This window comes from Candidatus Neomarinimicrobiota bacterium (genome assembly GCA_022560655.1).
Lineage (GTDB): Bacteria > Fidelibacterota > Marinisomatia > SCGC-AAA003-L08 > TS1B11 > JADFSS01.
This window is the reverse complement of record JADFSS010000047.1, coordinates 1-16898: the sequence shown is the minus strand read 5'-3', so window position 1 is coordinate 16898 and position 16898 is coordinate 1. Positions and strand designations below refer to the sequence as shown.

Below are 16898 nucleotides of genomic sequence, written 5' to 3'. Positions count from 1 at the left end.
CCTTCCATCCCATGTGCAGCTACATGGCCATGTTTCCGCCGCGTATTCCCCACTACTTCATCCAGCGCTTCACCAACCCCGGCGACCACGTGCTGGACCCCTTCAGCGGCCGGGGCACCACCCCCACCCAGGCTTGCGTCGATGGGCGGGTGGGCATCGCCAACGACCTGAACCCACTGGCGTACGTGCTGTCCCGGGCCAAGCTGGACCCGCCCGCTAAGGACGCTGTGCTGGCGCGCCTGGCGGAGCTGGAAATGCAGTGGCTGGCCCAAACCGCCACCCCCGCACCGGCAGCTGGACCCATTACGGTGGTGTTTCACCCCAAAACCCTTGAGCAGCTGACCTATCTCAAAGCGGTCCTCACCGATAGCCGGGAGGACGTGTTCATCCGCGCCACGATCCTGGGCATCCTGCACGGCAAGTACCGCCGCAAACAGACCGACTCCATCTACTTGAGCATCGATATGCCCAACACTTTCAGCATGAGCCCCGTCTATATACGCAATTATGTCCGGGACAAAGGACTCCGTTACCTGCCCCTGGACGTGTTCGCGAACACTCGCCGCCGCATCCATCGGCTCTATCGCCAGGGGGTGCCGGCGGTCCGGGGCCGGGCCTACTCCGTGGATGTCCGGCAGCTGGACGAGGTCGTCGAGCCGGAATCCGTCCAGCTGGTGGTCACTTCGCCCCCCTATCTGAAGGTGGTGAAATATGGGCTGTATAACTGGATTCGCCTCTGGTTCCTGGACGTGCCGGTGGAGGAGGTGGACCGGCGGCTTGATGACGGCCACGACCTGCCCGCCTACCAGGCATTCATGCGCGCCACCCTGCTGCAGCTGGCCCGGCTGCTGCGCCCGGGAGGCCTGGCGGTCCTGCTCATTGGAGACGTGGCCCAGAACGGCCGGCCACAGGTAAACCTGGCCGAGGCCGTGTGGCAGGCGGCCCCGGACACCGGGCTGCAGCTGCTGGACATCGTTCCTGACGCCATCGCCGACAGCGCCAAGGTCACCCGGATCTGGAACAGCACCCGGGGCCGGGCCACCACGTTGGACCGCATACTCGTGCTGTGCAAAGGAGACGCTCCCACCGTCAACCGCCCCGCCGTCAGCTGGTAGGCCCGGTGCCGGGCGCACCCCTCAACCGCGCGGCCATCTTCCGGCGCTTCCCCTGGCTGCAGCAGCCCAACCAGCGAATCATCATCTCCGCTGACGTGAACGGACTGCTGTCGGCGGCCTTCCTGCACCACCACCTGGGCTGGCAGGTGGCCGGTTATTATGACGGCATCGCCCTATGGCTTGCGCCGGAAGCGCTCCCCCACCGGCGGCAGCTGGTATGGGTCGGCCTGGATGTGGTCATTCCGGCCAGTTACGCCGTGGGGCACCACATCCTGATGCTGGGGAACACCACCCCCGCCCCGTTGGCCCACATCTGCAACCCCAACCTGCTGGCCGGCGTCGGCGCCCACCATTTCGCCCGGAAATACCCCTTTTCCACCATCCTGTTCCTGCTGTGGCTCCACAACGTGCCCTTGCGCCGCAGCCTCATGGCCCGGCTGCTGGTGCTGCACGCCGATTCCAGCTGGCTGACCGCCGCGCGCTATGCGGACAACTGCCGGGAGTGGCACGAGCGCCTGCCGGATTACAACTGGTCGTGGCTGTTCCACCAGGTGGGCAGCGCCCAGTTCCAGCGGCGCATGGAGGACCAGCTCTATGTCCGCCTGGACCGGCTGGGCGGAGCGCTTCCCCCCGAGAATCGTCAGCTGCGCTTCAACCCCGACTGGGACGAGGACATTATCCTGGGACTGTACGGCCTGGCGGGCACCCACCTCAAGTGGTCACCGCCCAAAGCCCCCGTCATCGTGCAGCGGATCGAGGGCCGGCGTGAGACGGCGTCGCTGAAGGGCCTGTCCGCGCCGGAGTTCGCCCACCGTTATCTGAGTGGCGAGATCTTTTCCTTCGCCATCACCAGCCGGGATAGCATAAACTTCACCCGCCTGAATTTGACTGCCGCAGGCGGCGAACCCCATGCCGGCAACACCGCTTAAAGACCCCATCGTTTACGCCAATGGTGACTGGGTGCGCCAGAGCCAGGCCACCGTCCCCTTCATGGACAGCGGCTTCTGGTACGGCGATGGCCTGTTCGAGACCCTCCGCGTGGCCAACGGTTCCATCTTTCGGCCCCTTAGACATCTGGCCCGGATGCGCGAGGGCATGCAGATGTTGCAGATTGACTTCCCCCTGCCCGATGACGAGGTGGTGGCGGTCATGGAATCGCTGGTGGAGCGCAACCAGTTGCAGGATACCCTCATTCGCCTCATGTGCACGCGGGGTACCTTGGCGGGTGCCCCCTGGAAGCATCCCGGCCCGGCCAACCTGTACGCCGGCTTCCGGTTCATCGATGCCCAGCCCGCCATCCCGGTCAAAGTGCTCTTCGTGCAGGAGGAAGACTACCCCATTGCCCGCATGGTGCCGGCCCTCAAGTCCATGACCTATCTGGGGAACATGCTGGCGATCCGCGACGCGGTGGCGCAGGGCGCCTATGAGCCCGTCTTCGTCAACCGCGACGGACTGGTAACCGAATGTGCCATACGCAATATCTTCTTCATCAAGGGCCAGACGCTGCATACGCCCGATCGCTCCCTGGGCATCCTCCCCGGCGTCACCCGCGACCTGGTGCTCGATCTCGCCCGGCCCCTGGGGTTGACGGTGGACCACGCTCCCATACCCGCTGCCTCCGCCAAGCAGATGGATGAGGCTTTCATTTCCAGCACCGGCATCGGGGTCTACCCCTGCACGTGGGATGGCTACGGACCCCGCGAATATCCCCTGACGATGCGCCTGAGGGCAGCCGTGGAAGCCCAGGTCCAGCGCGAGACGGGCGGCGGGTGAGACGCTCCAGCCGCGCCCTATCCCTTCGATAGCGAAGAAATGTTGGACGGCGACGGGGGCCGCTCCGGACGGAGGGGCAATACCATTGTAAGAAAAATCTTCACCAGAGACGCCCACCAACCAGGGATCGTGCTGAAAACAGTCTCAGGCAAGGTGGAGCTCCGCGACAAATAGACTGATCTCCGCTTAAGCGCCCCTTTCTGCGGTGGGCCATCTCTTGTCAGGCTGGGCGAACCTGACTAAACTCCCTGCGCCGTGTTCAGCAAAGTCCTCATCGCCAACCGGGGCGAGATCGCCGTGCGCATCATCCGCAGCTGCCGGGAACTGGGCATCACCACCGTTGCCGTCTATTCCGACGCTGACCGCACCGCCCCCCACGTGCTGCTGGCCGATGAAGTGGTCCATATCGGCCCCGCGCCTTCGTCGCAGTCGTACCTTGACAGGGAGCGCATTCTGCAAGCCGCACAGTCCGTCGGTGCCGATGCCTTACATCCGGGCTACGGCTTTCTGTCTGAAAACGCGGCGTTCGCTGGCGCGGTGGAGGCCGCCGGCCTCGCCTGGATCGGCCCGGCCCCGAAAACCATCACCCAGATGGGCGACAAGCTTGCCGCGCGGCAATTGGCCCGGGAGGCCGGCCTGCCCGTCATTCCCGGCAGCGCCGGACCGTTGACTGAAAGCGATGATCCTGCAACTTTGGCTGACGAAATCGGTTATCCCCTCTTAGTCAAGGCTGCCGGCGGCGGCGGCGGCAAGGGAATGCGCATGGTGGCGGGGCCCGATGTGCTCGACGCGGCCCTGGAGCGTGCTCGCTCGGAGTCGGCCAGAGCCTTCGCCGACAGCCGGGTCTACCTGGAAAAGGCCCTCGATCGGCCCCAACACGTGGAGGTCCAGATATTCGGCGATGAACACGGCAACATGGCCAGTCTTGGTGAGCGCGAGTGTTCCATTCAGCGGCGCTACCAGAAAATCATCGAGGAGACCCCCGCACCCTCCATAGCCCCGGATTTGCGCACCCAGCTGAGCGAGCTGGCCGTACGGCTCGCCAAGGCCTGCGACTATCGCGGTGCCGGCACCGTGGAGTTCCTGGTGGACAGCGCGGGTCAGTTTTACTTCCTTGAAATGAACACCCGCCTGCAGGTGGAGCACCCCATCACCGAGCTGGTCACCGGCCTGGATTTGGTGGCGGAGCAGCTCCGGGTGGCCGCCGGAGAGTCGCTGTCATTTAGCATGGCAGATAGTACGCCCAGAGGCCACGCCATCGAGTGCCGGATTTACGCCGAAGACGGCTTCAACGGGTTCGCACCCTCCACGGGCCAGGTGCGCGACATCACGATTCCCGGCGGAACCGGCGTACGCCTGGACCACGGCCTGCGCGTCGGGCTGGAGATCACCCACCACTACGATCCCCTACTGGGCAAGCTGTGCGTGTGGGGCCGGACCCGTCCCGAGGCCATCCAACGCATGGGCCGCGCCCTGGAAGAGCTGCGCGTTGAGGGCCTGCAGACCACCATCCCCTTCTGCCTGGCCAGCATGCACCACCCGGCCTTCATTGCAGGGGATTACGACACCAACTTTGTGCATGACCATTTGCCGGAGCTGGCTGGCTGGGCGGGTGAGCAGCCCGAGGACCTGGAAACCGCCGCGGCTATCGGCGCAGCACTGTTTGCAGCGTCTCCCAGACCAGCTGGGGAGAACACCGGCCGTGCGCCCCCCGCTGAGGGCAACTGGCTCCGGCAGGGGCGTGACAGGCAGGTGTCGGACTGATCTACCAGGCCAGCATCGGCGACCGCACGCTGCACCTGGACCTGCGCCTGGATGGCCAACGGGCAGAGGTCACCATTGATGGCAGCAGCGCCCACGTGGACCTGGTGCGCCTATCACCCTACGCCTACTCGCTCATCATTGATGGTCGCTCCCATTACCTGACCCTACAGCCGGGCAAGGACGGCATCGTGGTCCGTCTCCGCCAGCGCAACTACGTGGTCAACTTGCGTTCCAGCCTCGATATCACCATCGAAAAACTGGGCCTGACCCGGGGCCACCGGGAGCAGAGTGGCCGCATAGCGGCGCCGATCCCCGGCGTCATATCCTCGGTGGCTGTGGCCGTGGGGGACACGGTGGAAGCAGGCAGCCGGCTGCTGGTGCTGGAGGCCATGAAAATGGAGAACGAACTGCTGGCGCCATTTGCCGGTACGGTCTCAGCCCTGCACGTAGCAGCGGGCGACACGGTGAACAGGGGCGACCGGCTGGTGGAGCTGACTGGGCAGTAGCCAAAGGCACCCAAAGGGCCTCAAAAAACACTGCCTGAGCTCAGCGCTTGCGGGTGCGCTGCCGCCGTGGCGAGCGGCTCTGGGCCCGGCGGGTCGGCCCCAGCAGCGGGGTCGTCAGATACCACAAATAATAGCCCGAGACAATGGTCGTTACCCCCAGGATGGACATGCTGCGGAGGATCCAATTGTTGAAATTTTTCCGCGCGCCGTAGTCCATGATATGGAACATCCACAGAATGTCGTAGGCCCGCCAGATGGAACTGCGCCGGGCGGTGACCTTACCCGTCTCGGCGCTCACGTAAATGGCCGTCGCTTTCCAGTTGCTGAATTCAACTTTCCAGACCGGGACCGGTCCGCGGTATTCGCCCCCCTGGTTCTCCACCAGGGTGGCCCCTTTCACTGGCACCTGGGGGGCAAAATCCGCCTCCGCCACGGCCACGGCTGTCTCCCGCGCGAAAGGCGAGATGCGCTCGCCGGTAATGGCGTTATAGGTCTCGGCGTGGTGGTCGTCCTGGGTGAGGCGATAGACCGGCAGGTTCAGCAGCTTGCCCAGCTCGATATGCTCGACGCCGGCCAGCTCGCTGTTGCGAATCAGGGGCGGGAGGGGTGCCAGGTAATTTTCGAACTTCAGGTCAGGCGGCTCGGCAGCGGCAATATCCATCTCGCTACGCACGAGCGTAATATGCACCCAGGAGAAATACAGTCCCCCCAGGGACCACGCCAGCAGCTGAATACCGATGATGGGCCCCAGTCGGCGGTGCCACCGCCGGATGAACTTTTGCCGCGCTGCTTGGGACATGGGGTACGCCTACCCCGGCAAACTTAAGCACACCATCACGGCCATAGTGAAAGTTAGGCTGGCGTGCGACCGGTGGTAAATTCCTCACGTCCCAATTGGCACTTTTGTGCGACCCGAACCCAGGCATGTCGTTCTACCACCAGCGGATCATCGTCACCGGCGCCTCCAGCGGCATTGGCGCCCAGCTCTGCCGTCAGCTGGCGGCCCAGGGAGCGCGTCTGTCGCTGGCGGCCCGGCGCACGGACCTGCTCGACCAGGTAGCGGCAGACTGCCGCCGCCTCGGTGGCACCGCCATGGTGGTTCCCACCGACGTGACCGCTGCGGACCAATGCCGCTCGCTGGTTGATCGAACGGTGGCCGCCTTCGGGGGCCTGGATATGCTCATCTGCAACGCCGGCATCTCCTTGCACGCCCTGTTTGAAGACCTGCCCGACCTGGCCCTGCTGGAGCGCATGATGGCCGTAAACTACCTGGGCGCCGTCTACTGCACACAGGCCGCACTGCCCCACCTGTTGGCGAGCGCGGGCCGGCTGGTGGCGGTCTCCAGCCTGGCGGGGAAGGCCGGCATACCCACCCTCACGGGCTACTCAGCCAGCAAGCACGCCCTGCACGGGTTTTTCGACGCCCTGCGTGTGGAACTGGTGGGCTCAGGCGTGAGCGTAACTGTGGTCTGCCCCAGCTCAGTCGCCAGCGGCGTTCGCCGCTATGTAGTCAGGGAGGGCGTCGTGCAACGCGAAGCTGCTCGCCCCCCCAGACCGGGAGCCATGAGCGTGGAGCGCTGCGCAGAGCTCATTTTGCGGGCCGCCAGCCGCAGGCAGCGTGAGGTGCTGCTCACCACTCTGGGCAAGGTAGGGCGCTTCATCCGGCCCTTCTTCCCCGGGCTAATCGACCGCATCGCCCGCCGGAAGGTGGGGCTACGGCCCTGAGGGTCGTTCTGAGCGAGCGGCTGGGTTTGGGTTACAACCGTGGGTGGCTCAGGCGGGCTTCTCTTCGCCTCTCTTCTCCTGACCACGGGCAATGAGCAGGAAGGCGACACCCACCGCCAGCGGCAGCAGGCCCCAGACCGCACCGGCCCACTCCTGGGATGAAACGCCTATGGCAATCGTGAGCGCAATACCCACCGCTGTCCAGACCAGACCCTGGGTGCGGTAATTTCTGGCCTTGGATAGTGCTAAGGGTATATCCATGCCCTTTTCGATGGCAGCAAGAATTTCCCGACTCTGGGTCTGCCGTTTCTTGTAGCTGAGGATCAGCAATAGTGCAATGATACCAACGGTTCCACCAACACCAAAGATTATGGCAATAATGGGAATCCAAATTTCACTAGTCATCGGAATCCTCCTCTGTTATGGTCCTTTGACGCATCGCGGCGGCCCATTGTTGCACCCTCAACGCGCAGCGACAGATATCGCCCTGCAACAATTCGGGGACAAACCCCGTCTTATCCCATGATGGAGCCGCCCAGCGACGCTGATATCCTCAGTCAATATCGGGCTGGCGACCGCGCAGGGGCCTTGAAAGCCCTGGTTGAAACCCACGGAAAAGCTGTGTATAATATAGCGTTGTTTACCCTCAACGACGAAGTGCTTGCTGAAGACGCCACCCAGGATGCGTTCATCAGGATCTACCGCGGGCTGGAGAAATACCAGGGCAGGTCCAGTCTGTCCACCTGGATGTACCGCATCGTCAAGAATGTCTGCTACGACCAGTTCAAACGGCGCCGCACCCTGCCCCTCGACCTGGAAGACCAGGCCGCCCTGATGGACACCCATAACCCCACTCCCGAGGAGCAGTCACTGGCCGGCTTTCGCCACAGCCGCGTGCGTCGCGCCGTCAACCGGCTGCCCCAGGGACAGCGGCTGGCGGTCACGCTCCATTATTTCCAGGACCAGTCTTACGAGGAGATCGCCGCCATCATGGGCCAACCGCTCAATACCATCAAGTCCTACCTGCACCGCGCCAAAGCCGCCCTGGCCAGCTCGCTCAAGGATGTGGAAGGGAGCCTCACATGACCCAAAATTATCGCGGTGATCTTGGCGGGATCTTTAAGGCCGCCCAGGCCGAGCTGCCCCCCCGGCTCAAAGCCCGGCTGCTGGCCATTCCCCACCTGCCCGCGCCGGTCACGTTCTGGGATCTGCGCTGGGGCCTCCCCGCAATCGTGCTGACGCCGCCCGCCGCCTGGCTGCTTGTTACCAGGGCCGCCGTCGTGACAGACTATCTGGCGTTGAAAATGACCGGCCTGGCAGTGAATTTGACCCTGCCCGTGATGCCTGCGCTGACTCTGGTATCGGTGGGGGCGGGCCTGGCAGCACTAATGCTGGGTGTCGGCCTGGCCACATGGATGTACCTGCGAGCCCAGGACCGCAACGATCAGCTCTTCGTCCGGAGTCTGGCGGGCGGCTAGCACCGCACCGAGCCTCATTCCCGCGGGCACCGCGTAAGCCGCAGCCGGCCGCTTCACGTTGTCTCCATTATATTGAGTATCCGCCCCCGCTGGGCCTCAAGCCATTCGCGCTAGCCCGCTGCTGGCGACAGACTCGCCGCATGGTTCGACTGCCCCGCGACCCGCAGCGGTGGCCCGCCTTTTTCGCTTGAGTTCGCCCCGTCCCGGTGAAAACTTCACCTATGGCCCTCCCCGCACGTCTGGTGAAGCAGCTGCGCCGCATCGTCGGCGCACAACACGTGGATACGGGGCCTGCGGATTTGCTGGTTTACGAGTCCGACGGTCTTACGCTCCGGGCCGCCCGCCCCGCCGGCGTCGTCTACCCCGATAGCACGGACGAGTGTGCCCGCATCGTGCGCGCCTGCGCCGCCGCGGATGTTCCTTTCCTCGCCCGGGGCGCCGGCACAGGCCTCAGCGGAGGCGCCATCAGCGATGGCGGCGTCATCATCCAGATGAGCCGCATGAACCGCCTGTTGGGCCTCTATCCCGATGACGGTTACGCCGTTGTACAGCCCGGCGTGGTGAACAACTACCTCAGCCTCCAGGCCCGGCCACACGGCCTCACCTTCGCACCCGATCCATCCAGCCAGGCCGCCTGCACCATCGGTGGCAATGTGGCGGAAAATGCCGGCGGGCCCCATACGCTCAAATACGGGGTCACCAGCCACAACCTGCTGGGACTCACGGTCGTTTGGCCGGATGGCAGCGTAGCCACACTGGGCGGCCCGCTGCCGGTAAGGACCGGCCCCGACATCACCACCTTTCTCGCCGGTACCGAGGGCACCATTGCCATCGCCACCGAAATTGTGGTGCGCCTTATACCGGTCTCGCCCTCCGTCAGCACCATGCTGGCCGTCTACGCCGAGGTGGCTGCCGCCACTGAGTCGGTCTCGGCCCTGCTGGCCGCCGGTGTCCTGCCAACGGCTCTGGAGCTCATCGACCGCCTCTGCATCCAGGCCGTGGAGGCCCAGCTCCAGGCCGGCTTCCCCACCGATGCGGAGGCCGTGCTGCTCATTGAGCTGGACGGCGACCCCCAGTTGGTGCGGCAGGACGAAGAACTGGTTGCCAAAATTTGCCGGAGCAACGGCGCGGTGAGCTTCCGCATCGCCACCTCGGAGGAGGAACGCCAACGGCTGTGGCGCGGGCGCAAGCACGCCGTCGGCACGCTGGGCAAGTTGACGCCAGCGTTTTATACCAATGACGGCGTCGTGCCTCGCAGCAAACTCACCGAAATCATGCATGCATCCTACCGGATCGCTGACCGCCACGGCCTGCGGGTTGCCCATGTCTGCCACGCAGGCGACGGCAACATCCACCCGCTGATCCTCTACGACCCGGACGAGCCGGGCGGTCCGGAGAAGGCCATCGCCTGTTCGGAGGAGATCCTGCTCGCCTGCCTTGAGCTGGGTGGTTCGCTCACCGGCGAACACGGCATCGGAGTGGAAAAGCGCAGCCTCATCCACCGCATGTTCGGCGCGGACGACCTGGCCCACATGACCCGCTTGCGCGATGGCCTGAATCCCGCCGGCTTGCTGAATCCGGACAAGATATTCCCCAACGGAGCGCGCTGCGGCGAGGTGCGCGGCGGAAGCTCCCTGCCCGCCGGAACCTGGATCTGACGTGCCCACGACCGATCTTGACCGCCCCGCCGCGCGGCCGGATTCCCGGCACCAGGTAGGCGCGCTCATTGCCGAGGCCCGCCAGCGCGGCGAGTCCATCGGGGCACCGGGCGCTGCCCGGAGATGGGACTTGACCCACCTCGACAAGGTCATCTCCTTCCATGCGCCGGACATGGTCATCACCGTAGAGACAGGCCTGACCCTGGCGGCTATCAAGGATGCCGTGGAAGCTCAGCGGCTCTGGCTGCCCCTCGATGCCGCTGATGGCGGCGAGCAGACCCTGGCGGCCTACCTGGCCCGGGACGATTCCCTCAGTTGGCTCAGCTACCGCCACGGCCCCAGCCGCAACTGGGTCATGCGCCTTACCGCCTGCGACGACCGCGGCCGCGAGGTCTCATCCGGCGCGGCGGTCGTGAAGAATGTGGCCGGGTATCAATTGGCGCCACTCTACATCGGCGCCCGGGACGCCTTCGGCCCACTGGTGGAAATCACGTTTCGGCTCCTGCCTCTGCCAGTCCGCGTCACCCGGGCGGAGTGGCAGGCCAACGATTACCCGCCACTCCTCAAGGTGTGGCAGCAGTCCCGCCGCAGCACCCATCCGTCCGGGCGGGGCGAGCCGTGGGAAGCTCTTCGGCTCGTCCGCAACCAGGGGCGCTGGAGGCTGGAGGGATTCACCCGGCTGCCCCCGGAGACAGTTACCCAGTGGAGCGGCGACGACGCCACCATCGCCCAGGTGGAGCGGCTGCCCCGAGAGCGTCACGACGACGGTTTCCGGCCCTCCCTGCGGCTGCAGGTGCTGCCCACGCAGCTGGAGCCTCTGCTGGCGGCGGTAAGCCGCCTGTCGGTAAACCTGGTGTGCTACCCGGCGGCAGGGGTGGTTACCCTAGACACCGCGGAAAGCCCCCTCATAGAGCCAAATCTGGAGGAACTGTTGAGGTCAAAATTGCCCCCCGGCGGGCGGCTACAACGGCTCAACGGCTTCGCCGGAAGCACAAGCCCTCTCAGGGACCATGAGGCTGACGAGTATGGGGTGCTGCGTAAAATCAAACAGATCCTCGATCCCGACGGCCTGTTTGGGCCGCTGCCGGAGGCACAATGGTTGTAGAGCACCAGCTGTTCTCACAGGAAGACTACCGGCTCCTGCAGGAGTGCATTCACTGCGGCCTGTGCCTGCCCGCTTGCCCCACCTACCAGGCCAACGGCAAGGAGGCCGATTCACCCCGGGGCCGACTGGTCCTCATGAAGGCGCTGGATCGGGACCCTGGCGTCGACGTTGCAGGCGCCTACAATCATATCGACCTCTGTCTTGGCTGCCTGGCATGCCAGACGGTCTGCCCTTCGGGTGTCCAGTACGGACACTTGCTGGAACGGACCCGCAGCCACCGGAATGATGCCGGCAGCGCTCCCTCCTGGTCGGAGCGGCTGGCCCTGGACTGGGTGACGCAGGCGCCCAAGTTGCGATTGCTGACTGCGTTGATCCGGCTTGGCCAGCGTACCCGACTGGATCGCGTGGCACGGGCACTCAGACTGTTGCCGGCCGCGTTGAACTTTCAGCTGGCCGGAATGCCGGCTCTGCAGCGCTACCCGTTCGGGCGGCATTCAAGACCTTTGTCGCCCGCCGTCACATCCAATGGCGCGCGACAGGGCGCGGTGGCGCTGTTCACCGGCTGCGTCATGGCCCACTGGTACGGCGAGGTCCACGAGGCCACGATCCGCGTGCTGCGCTGGAATGGTTTCGACGTGGCGGTCCCCGCGGGACAAGGCTGCTGCGGCGCCCTGCATAGCCACGCGGGGCAGTCTGCTGAAGCGGAGCGCCTGCTGGAGATCAACCGGGACGCGCTGCAGCGGGTGGACGCCCAGGCCCTGATTGTCAACGCTGCCGGTTGCGGCGCTCAGCTGCGGGGAGCGCTATGGCCCGGCGATGAGAGCCCGGCGCCCGTTGACGTGGCTGAGTGGCTGGCGCCCCGCTTGGTCCGACCGCCTCGTTCCAGACTGACCGGCAACTTTACTTACGACGCCCCCTGTCATCTGCTCCATGCCCAGGGTGTCCGGCAGGCGCCTTTGCAACTCCTGTCAGCCGCCTGCGAGAGCCTCTTGCCGCTGCCCGAATCTGAACTCTGTTGCGGCGGCGCGGGCGCTTACACGCTTACGCAGCCTGAAATGTCCCGCCAGGTCCTGGCCCGCAAGATCGAGCACGTAGCGGCCCTGTCGCCGGATGTGCTGGTGACCGGCAATCCCGGCTGCCAACTGCAGCTGCAGGCCGGTTTGAGGCTGGCGGGACTCAAAATCCCGGTGCGCCATACCGTGCAGGTTCTCGACCAGGCCTATCAGCAGGAGCGAGCCTATCGGGATGCTTTTGGACTGGACGCGGAGGCAGCCCAGGCCTAGACGGAATCAACTGGAGAGACGGAACTGAATGGGGATGGAGATCCAGACACCCAGCGGCCGGTCCCGCTGCCGGGCCGGAGTAAATCGTACCTGCTTGATGGCCTTCACGGCGGCCTCGTCCATGCCGGTCTGAGGCAGCCCCTTTTGCACCAGGACTTCCGTTATGAAGCCGCGCTCATTCACGAATATTTGCAGTACGACGGTTCCCTGTATACCTGCCTGCCGTGCGATTTCGGGGTAGACCAGTCGGTTAGCAATCGCCGCGTAGCCGCCGATGGGAGCGGGCGGTTCGTCGTAGGCGATGAACTTTATGCGCGAGCCGGCATCGTTATCGGGCATGGGCGGCGCCTTCCAATCTTCAAAGTTGTCGAGCGAGGTCTCCTCGATGGTGATGTCCTCGGCAAGGTCCTCATCTTCTGATTCGATGGGAATGGAAGGTCGTGGCGGCGGTGGTGGCGGCTCGAATTGGCGGGTCTCGGGGATATCGATATCCCGTACAAACTCATCGATGGCAGCAGCCAGATTTGCAGGGTCACCGGCCTCAAAACGGGGGAACAGTTTCAACGTCGCCGCAAGGGTAAATAGGACACCAAGGAAAACCACCCGCACCCGGAGTGGATAATTATAGTGCGAATTGGGGTGCTGCATGAGTCTCCTGTCAATTTCAGCTGGGCTGTCCAGCGGGTTGGTCGAGCTGCAATTCGATCTCGATACATGTTTGACGCACTAGACCCGAAAATAGTTGCCCTGTAAAAGTGGCCGCCAGCAGCTCCGCCACGGCCGGCGTCGCTGTGACTTCGGTACTGTGACAGTCTAATCCTGCCCGCAGCGCTGATGAATGAGCTGCAATCCCTTGGCGGTGAGATCGGGGTCGGAGATAACGGGCGTGCGCAACTGGCCAACCAGCAGGTCCCCCAACCCGCCCGTCAGGATCACCGGCAGTTCTTCCCAGCCCATTTCTGCGCGAATGCGGCCGATCATTCCGTCGATCTGATCCACCGCACCAAAGACGATGCCAGACTGGAGATTGGTCTCCGTATCCCGGCCGATAGCCGAGTCGGGGACCTTCAAATCGACGGCTGAGAGGAGGGCTGCCCCGGTGAAGAGCTGCCGGGCGCCGGTCTCCACACCCGGCGCGATGGCGCCCCCGATAAAGTGCCCCGCTGCATTGACCACATCATAGGTGGTGGCCGTGCCCAGATCGACAATCACGCAGGGGGACCCGTAAAGCTCCCGGGCTGCCACCACGTTGCAGATCCGGTCCGCTCCCACAGTGGCCGGCTGCTCAACATCCAGGCCCAGATCGAGCGGCAGGGCGGCGCTCACCATGAGGGGGGTGAGCTGCAAGTAGCGCTCACACATGTCGCTCAGCGCCCGCCCCACCACCGGTACAACACTGGAAATAATGACGCTCCGCACCCCGTCAAAGCCGGTCTGCCCGTCACTGTAGAGGCGCTGGATGGCAATCCACCAGTCGTCGGAAGTGTGGGTGGCGCGGGTGTGGAGACGCCAGCTGTTGAGCAGTTCGCCATCCTGAAACAGGGCCAGCACCACGTTGGTGTTGCCTATGTCTATGGCCAGCAGCATGGGCGGCTCCGCAAGTGAGTGGTGGGACGAACTGCCATCGTCTTTCACGCGGGCGACCAGTCCAGGTCCCCGGCCGAGACCGTGATGACCTGGCCGTCTACATCGATGGTCCCGCGACCGCTTGCATCGATACCAAGAAAGCGCCCCTGAACCGGCCCGGAGGCACCGTGGAAGCGCACCTCCGCATCCAGATGGGCGCAGCGCTCCTGCCACAGCCCGGCCACATCGTCCAAGCCGGCCTCCACAAGGTGCTCCAGTCGATTGAGAACGCCGGCCAGGAGCAGCTCGCGCTGCACCGGCGTCCCGCCAGCGATGATGCGCGCCGATGACACCGCCTGCAGCTCCTTCGGAAAATCGGCGGGCTGCTCGTTCACGTTCAGGCCCATACCCAAAACGACCATCTGCTGGCCTTTGATGGTGCGGCCCTCGGCGAGGATGCCCCCCAGCTTGTCTGGCCCTACCACAATGTCGTTGGGCCACTTCAGTTTTGCCGCCACCTGTACGCCCGCCAAGGCATCGACGACGGCCACGCCGGCGGCCAGCGACAGCAGCCCCAGCCGCTCGGCGGGGAGCTGCGGCTGGATGAGCACCGAAAAAGGGAGGCTTAGGTCAGGGGCCGAAAACCAGGTGCGTCCCTGTCGCCCGCGCCCGGCCTTCTGATGGTCGGTCACTACCACCTGGCCGGGCACCGCCTCGCCGTCCGCCAGCAGCTCCCACAGGTCGGCGTTGGTGGAATCGGTGAAGGGGTAATAGGTGATCTCGCGGCCGAGGCGGCGGGTGGTGAGATTGGCCTGGATGAGTTGCACGAACAGCACGGCTAGCCTGGCCGGTACTCGCCAAATACATCGCTGAGGACCTGGGAAATTTCCCCCAGGGTGGCGAGCTGCCGCACCGCAGTAACGATAAGCGGCATCAGATTGCCGTCGCCCTGAGCACCGGTGTTGAGCGCTGCCAGCGCATCCTGAGCCCCGCTGCCGCGCTGGGCCTTCACCTGTTTTAGACGACGCAACTGCTGCTCCGCTGCCTGGGGATCAACCGTCTGGACCGGGACCTGGCCGGCATCGCCCTCTGTGAAGCGGTTGACGCCTACGATGACGGTGGCGCCGGTTTCAACCGCCGACTGGAAGTCGTAGGCCGAGCGGGCGATCTGCTCCTGCTGATGGCCCTCCTCGATGGCCGCCACCGCCCCACCCAGCTCATCGATTTCGGCAATGAGTGCCAGGGCCTCCCGCTCCAGGCTGGCGGTGAGCTGCTCCACCGCGTGGCTGCCGGCCAGGGGATCGACAACGTCGGGCAGGCCGGTCTCGTGGGCGATGATCTGCTGGGTGCGGAGGGCGAGGCGCACCGATTCCTCGGTGGGCAAGCCGAGGGCCTCATCGCGGCTGTTGGTGTGCAGCGACTGGGCGCCCCCCAGCACGGCGGCCAGGGCTTCGATGGTGGTGCGCACCACATTGTTGTCGATCTGCTGGGCGGTGAGGGAGGAGCCCGCCGTTTGGACGTGGAACCGGCACATCTGCGCCTTGGGCTCGGTGACGCCGAAGCGCTCCTTCATAAGGGTGGCCCAGATACGGCGGGCGGCACGGAACTTGGCCGCCTCCTCCAGCAGGTTCATCTGCACGTTGAAAAAGAAGCTCAGGCGCTGACCGAGGCGGTTCAGGTCCAGCCCGGCATCGGCGGCGGCCTGGACATAAGCGATACCGTTGGCAAAGGTGAAGGCCAGCTCCTGGGCCGCCGTGGCGCCGGCCTCGCGGATGTGGTAGCCGCTGATGGAGATCGGGTTCCAGAGGGGCAGTTCGTCACCACACCAGGCAAAGAGGTCGACGGCCAGACGGAGCGATGGACGGGGCGGGTAGATGTAGGTGCCCCGGGCGATGTACTCCTTGAGAATATCGTTTTGCACCGTACCGCGCAGCTTGGCCAGCGGTATGTTTTGGCCCTCGGCGACCACCGCGTAGAGCGCCATGAGGATGGGGGCGGTGGCGTTGATGGTCATGGACGTGGAGACCTGGTCAAGGGGAATGCCGTCCAGCAGCACCTGCATGTCGGCCAGGGAGGCGATGGCCACCCCCACCCGGCCCACCTCACCCTCGGCCAGGGAGTGGTCGGAGTCGTAGCCCATCTGGGTGGGCAGGTCGAAGGCCACCGAAAGGCCGGTGCCGCCCTGGTCGAGGAGGTAGCGGAAACGGCGGTTGCTGGACTCGGCGGTGCCGAAGCCGGCATACTGGCGCATGGTCCAGAGGCGCTGACGGTACATCTCGGGATAGAGCCCCCGGGTGAACGGGTACTGGCCGGGCTGCTCGGGTGCAGGACGCGGTCGTTTTGGGGTCATCTTTGGGTCACCTTTGGGCCACCCCCTCCGACGGAGAGGGTGACCCCGCACAGGGGGGGAGGGGGTCACGGCACCGAATCGACCTCAGGCCGGTTATTTCACGGCGCACCCTGGCCCAATGTGCTGCGGGACAAGCCTGAAAAAATCGGGCGCGATTGAGCGGCGGTGCTGCACAAGCCATAGACGGGGAAAGTTACGACATGAATATCGGGGACAGTAGGCGGCGGATTGACGGGGGGTCAACGTTCTGCGGAGCCCCTACTCCGGTTCGCGCGCGCGGCGAGGAGGAGAGAGGGTGGGATGGGGGCGTGATGAATTGAAATGAATCACGCCAGCGGCTTAGAGCTGCCCTTTCTGACCTCATCCAGATGACAATCCTTGAACTTTTTCCCGCTCTTGCACGGGCATAACTCATTAATCCCTATGCTTCGCTTCTTGATAATGAAATCCAAGTCTTGTTCTTCAATCTTGCCCAAATACCTACGTCTGGGATCATCCGCCAGTCCAGCTAGGAGATTACTTTCCTTGACGATCTGCCTCTCAACATGGGCGTAGTCCAGATAGCGCTCTCCAAG

18 protein-coding genes are annotated in these 16898 nt (G+C 64.7%); 11 read left to right on the top strand and 7 right to left on the bottom strand.

Annotated elements, in window-relative coordinates; genetic code table 11:
• From IH971_07885 to IH971_07865, 5 genes are all read left to right on the top strand, one after another.
• A partial coding sequence (locus IH971_07885) for a site-specific DNA-methyltransferase (GenBank protein MCH7497754.1) occupies positions 1-1115 on the top strand: 1115 nt, incomplete at its 5' end.
• Between the two features lie 5 nt (positions 1116-1120).
• Positions 1121-2044, top strand: coding sequence for a hypothetical protein (locus IH971_07880; GenBank protein ID MCH7497753.1), 924 nt, complete (start codon positions 1121-1123; stop codon positions 2042-2044).
• On the top strand, positions 2025-2888 hold the full coding sequence (locus IH971_07875) for an aminotransferase class IV (protein MCH7497752.1): 864 nt from the start codon (positions 2025-2027) through the stop codon (positions 2886-2888). Before IH971_07880 ends, IH971_07875 begins: the two co-directional genes overlap by 20 nt.
• A gap of 255 nt (positions 2889-3143) precedes the next feature.
• Complete coding sequence (locus tag IH971_07870) at positions 3144-4652, top strand: acetyl-CoA carboxylase biotin carboxylase subunit (protein MCH7497751.1); 1509 nt, start codon at positions 3144-3146, stop codon at positions 4650-4652.
• 95 nt (positions 4653-4747) lie between these two features.
• Complete coding sequence (locus IH971_07865; protein MCH7497750.1) at positions 4748-5158, top strand: acetyl-CoA carboxylase biotin carboxyl carrier protein subunit; 411 nt, start codon at positions 4748-4750, stop codon at positions 5156-5158.
• A 40-nt stretch (positions 5159-5198) separates the two neighbouring features.
• Here the strand turns inward: IH971_07865 and IH971_07860 are convergent, their stop codons facing one another.
• On the bottom strand, positions 5199-5957 hold the full coding sequence (locus tag IH971_07860; GenBank protein MCH7497749.1) for a PepSY domain-containing protein: 759 nt from the start codon (positions 5955-5957) through the stop codon (positions 5199-5201).
• Between the two features lie 125 nt (positions 5958-6082).
• On the opposite strand from IH971_07860, the gene IH971_07855 reads away from it, so the two are divergent.
• Complete coding sequence (locus IH971_07855) at positions 6083-6883, top strand: SDR family oxidoreductase (protein ID MCH7497748.1); 801 nt, start codon at positions 6083-6085, stop codon at positions 6881-6883.
• 48 nt (positions 6884-6931) lie between these two features.
• Here the strand turns inward: IH971_07855 and IH971_07850 are convergent, their stop codons facing one another.
• Positions 6932-7288, bottom strand: a complete 357-nt coding sequence (locus IH971_07850) for a hypothetical protein (protein ID MCH7497747.1) — start codon at positions 7286-7288, stop codon at positions 6932-6934.
• 183 nt (positions 7289-7471) lie between these two features.
• Here IH971_07850 and IH971_07845 point away from each other — a divergent pair, with 183 nt between their 5' ends.
• From IH971_07845 to IH971_07825, 5 genes are all read left to right on the top strand, one after another.
• Entirely contained in the window at positions 7472-7969 is a 498-nt protein-coding gene (locus IH971_07845; GenBank protein ID MCH7497746.1) for an RNA polymerase sigma factor, read from the top strand.
• Positions 7966-8361, top strand: a complete 396-nt coding sequence (locus IH971_07840; protein ID MCH7497745.1) for a hypothetical protein — start codon at positions 7966-7968, stop codon at positions 8359-8361. Before IH971_07845 ends, IH971_07840 begins: the two co-directional genes overlap by 4 nt.
• A gap of 221 nt (positions 8362-8582) precedes the next feature.
• Positions 8583-10019, top strand: coding sequence for an FAD-binding protein (locus IH971_07835; GenBank protein ID MCH7497744.1), 1437 nt, complete (start codon positions 8583-8585; stop codon positions 10017-10019).
• Between the two features lies 1 nt (position 10020).
• Positions 10021-11124: an FAD-binding oxidoreductase gene (locus tag IH971_07830; protein ID MCH7497743.1), complete on the top strand. Its 1104-nt coding sequence runs from the start codon at positions 10021-10023 to the stop codon at positions 11122-11124.
• Positions 11115-12407 carry a (Fe-S)-binding protein gene (locus IH971_07825; GenBank protein MCH7497742.1) on the top strand — a complete coding sequence of 431 codons (1293 nt, stop codon included), beginning with the start codon at positions 11115-11117 and terminating at the stop codon, positions 12405-12407. The genes IH971_07830 and IH971_07825 overlap by 10 nt, the downstream gene beginning before the upstream one ends.
• A 6-nt stretch (positions 12408-12413) precedes the next feature.
• Here the strand turns inward: IH971_07825 and IH971_07820 are convergent, their stop codons facing one another.
• From IH971_07820 to IH971_07800, 5 genes are all read right to left on the bottom strand, one after another.
• A complete protein-coding gene (locus IH971_07820; protein ID MCH7497741.1) occupies positions 12414-13055 on the bottom strand; it encodes an energy transducer TonB in 642 nt (213 codons plus the stop codon).
• Between the two features lie 165 nt (positions 13056-13220).
• On the bottom strand, positions 13221-14042 hold the full coding sequence (locus tag IH971_07815) for a type III pantothenate kinase (GenBank protein ID MCH7497740.1): 822 nt from the start codon (positions 14040-14042) through the stop codon (positions 13221-13223).
• Positions 14039-14809, bottom strand: a complete 771-nt coding sequence (locus tag IH971_07810) for a biotin--[acetyl-CoA-carboxylase] ligase (GenBank protein ID MCH7497739.1) — start codon at positions 14807-14809, stop codon at positions 14039-14041. The genes IH971_07815 and IH971_07810 overlap by 4 nt, the downstream gene beginning before the upstream one ends.
• 2 nt (positions 14810-14811) lie before the next feature.
• Positions 14812-16323 (bottom strand): methylmalonyl-CoA mutase, encoded by a 1512-nt coding sequence (locus tag IH971_07805; protein ID MCH7497738.1) that lies wholly within the window; start codon positions 16321-16323, stop codon positions 14812-14814.
• 326 nt (positions 16324-16649) lie between these two features.
• Positions 16650-16898 (bottom strand): SEC-C domain-containing protein (locus tag IH971_07800; protein ID MCH7497737.1); only part of this gene is annotated, 249 nt, incomplete at its 5' end.